This is a genomic window from uncultured Gimesia sp. (assembly GCF_937910335.1).
Lineage (GTDB): Bacteria > Planctomycetota > Planctomycetia > Planctomycetales > Planctomycetaceae > Gimesia.
Genome location: NZ_CALEMX010000491.1, coordinates 1 through 2,268, shown reverse-complemented (window position 1 = coordinate 2,268; position 2,268 = coordinate 1). Strand labels below are relative to the sequence as shown.

The window sequence follows — 2,268 nt, the reverse complement described above, 5'->3', positions numbered from 1 at the left end:
CGCAAGAAACTATAACTCGTGAACTCGTGAAAACGAAACTCTGAAGGGGCTCATCACTTCTCAACGTCACATGACATCCCGTTATCAGTTTTTGAGTTTGATCTCAAAAACGTTATCGCCAGACTTAACTGTGAAAGTCTCGTCAATTTCGAGGGGTACTTCGGTTTGTGCTTCGCTCATTTTTGGAAAAAAAGTAGCGCGATACTCGCCCGGACGAGCTCCGTCAATTCGTTGTCCTTCAACCAAAGTAAACAACTGAAAACTGCCATCGGATTGAATTTCTGCCTGTGAAGCATGCTCTGCATTCTTGGGAGATTGAAACACAATCATGCCATCTGTGATCGGAGAATCTGCCTTGTCTTTCAAATTTCCTTTTACGACAAACGTCTCCGGAAGAGGTTTTGAACTCCCACCACAGCCAACCAGCCAGAGTGCAACGCAAACGAACAAGCAGCAGGTTTTGGTCAGGATAAAGGGGCGATGATCTTTCATGAGTGTCACTAAATTCCGCTGGAAAATATGTTCAGGAGGGAGTTAAAGGTATTCTGACTGCCACACATTGTTAGAATTCGCCAAGCGTTTCACCATCTTTGGGATGACAAAGATTTGCCCATAACGTGGCATCAATGCTGCCTCCCACCATGCGGACACTTCCGTCACCCAGACAAACGTGAATGCCTCCGGCGTGAGGTGACTGAACCCGACGGGACTCGCAACCGCTGACCCAATCCGGCAAAATTTGAGGTGTCAGACAAGTGACATATCCCGTAGAGGTCGGCGACTGGCTGTATTGATTGATACAGAATACTGGTCTCCAGACGCTATTAGAATCGGACCAGAGGTTACCATAAGTCGAAGACGAATTCGCGATGCCACTCGTTCCACAGGTACCATAACGTTCTGAAAAGACAATCGTATTGGAACTCCCATCGGTAAAAGTTGCCATCGTGGAATTGCCTTCCAGTCGCTCAGCCGTGGTCGGCTTGGTAGGGTCACCAAAAAAATTATAGTTCGCAGAATAGTTACTGACCGCCCAATGGTTGGCGCCTCCGTTTGTTGTCGCCCCTTTATTACTGGGAGAAGAAGCGTCTGATGGGCACAGGTACGTCGGAATTGGATGGGCATAGACAGTAGCCCCTCCGACAACTGTATTGACGTTGTTATTTGAAGCGTTATAAAGCGGGCCCTGCTCGACGTACGGCAACAACCAATCGAATACAGTAAATCCGACGGCACCTTGATAAGGTCCGGTTTTGGTGATACTGCTTGGAGCGGAAGGTGCTACGAGGGGGGGGAAATTTTTGAAATGTATCGTAGATGTTATGAAACGCCAGACCGATCTGCTTCAGATTATTCTTGCACTGACTTCGCCGAGCTGCAGCCCGTGCCTGCTGTACTGCGGGTAAGAGTAGTGCAATCAATAACGCAATGATGGCAATCACCACCAGAAGTTCAATTAATGTAAACGCGCACCGATGTTCTATCTGCCGAGAACGATTTGATAAGCAATCTCTGCAGTAGCGGGATTTGATTCGTCTGATCTGCATAAAACACTTTCCCATTAGATGAAGATTTTAGATAAATATGAAGCTATGATAACAAGAAAACATTACTCACTGTGGGAAGCATAAAAGCAAATTCAGTATTTTTCGTTTTTTCTGTACCTTATCGTATCCATGATTTGAAAGTAAAGTCTGACGTTTTCTTTTCAAACAAGCGCAAAAAAAACCTTCGATCCATAAAGAATCGAAGGTTTTAAAAATATCCGGCAATAACCTACTTTCGCACTGGTGGGCACTATCATCGGCCCTAAGAGCTTAACTGTCGTGTTCGGAATGGGAACGCGTGTGGCCTCTCAGGTATGGTCACCGGAATTGACAGAGTCGCCAACCAAATGGCCGCACTACTCTGCCTGGTGTATAAAAATGGTAAAAGCAATAAGCAACAAATATCAACGTAGTAGTTTAGTTCTTAGAGTTCTGATGTAAAAATCAAAACGGCTAAACATTCGTCCATTAGTACCGGTCAGCTGAGGTGATTACTCACCTTACACATCCGGCCTATCAACCTGGTAGTCTTCCAGGGGACTCAAACGAAACCTAATCTTGGGAGAGGCTTCGCGCTTAGATGCTTTCAGCGCTTATCCTAACCGTACTTAGCTACCCTGCGCTGCCACTGGCGTGACAACAGGAACACCAGAGGTACGTCCCTCTAAATCCTCTCGTACTAAAGAGAATACCCCTCAAGTTTCGTGCGCCCACAGCAGAT

The 2,268-nt window shown here is 46.3% G+C and carries 3 protein-coding genes and 2 rRNA genes; all 5 read right to left on the bottom strand.

Annotated features, from left to right (window positions below; genetic code table 11):
- Positions 1 to 84 precede the first annotated feature (84 nt).
- Positions 85 to 492, bottom strand: a complete 408-nt coding sequence (locus tag Q0668_RS20070) for a hypothetical protein (protein WP_298867919.1) — start codon at positions 490 to 492, stop codon at positions 85 to 87.
- A gap of 70 nt (positions 493 to 562) precedes the next feature.
- Positions 563 to 1,261 (bottom strand): DUF1559 domain-containing protein, encoded by a 699-nt coding sequence (locus Q0668_RS20065; protein ID WP_298867921.1) that lies wholly within the window; start codon positions 1,259 to 1,261, stop codon positions 563 to 565.
- On the bottom strand, positions 1,173 to 1,547 hold the full coding sequence (locus Q0668_RS20060; RefSeq protein ID WP_298867917.1) for a DUF1559 domain-containing protein: 375 nt from the start codon (positions 1,545 to 1,547) through the stop codon (positions 1,173 to 1,175). Before Q0668_RS20060 ends, Q0668_RS20065 begins: the two co-directional genes overlap by 89 nt.
- A 216-nt stretch (positions 1,548 to 1,763) precedes the next feature.
- Positions 1,764 to 1,873 (bottom strand): 5S ribosomal RNA (gene rrf / locus Q0668_RS20055).
- 122 nt (positions 1,874 to 1,995) lie between these two features.
- Positions 1,996 to 2,268, bottom strand: a 23S ribosomal RNA gene (locus Q0668_RS20050); the annotation flags it as partial.

Coding starts and splice junctions, on each gene's coding strand:
- Q0668_RS20070 (WP_298867919.1), bottom strand. CDS start 492: ATGAAAGATCATCGCCCCTTTATCCTGACCAAAACCTGCTGCTTGTTC.
- Q0668_RS20060 (WP_298867917.1), bottom strand. CDS start 1,547: ATGCAGATCAGACGAATCAAATCCCGCTACTGCAGAGATTGCTTATCA.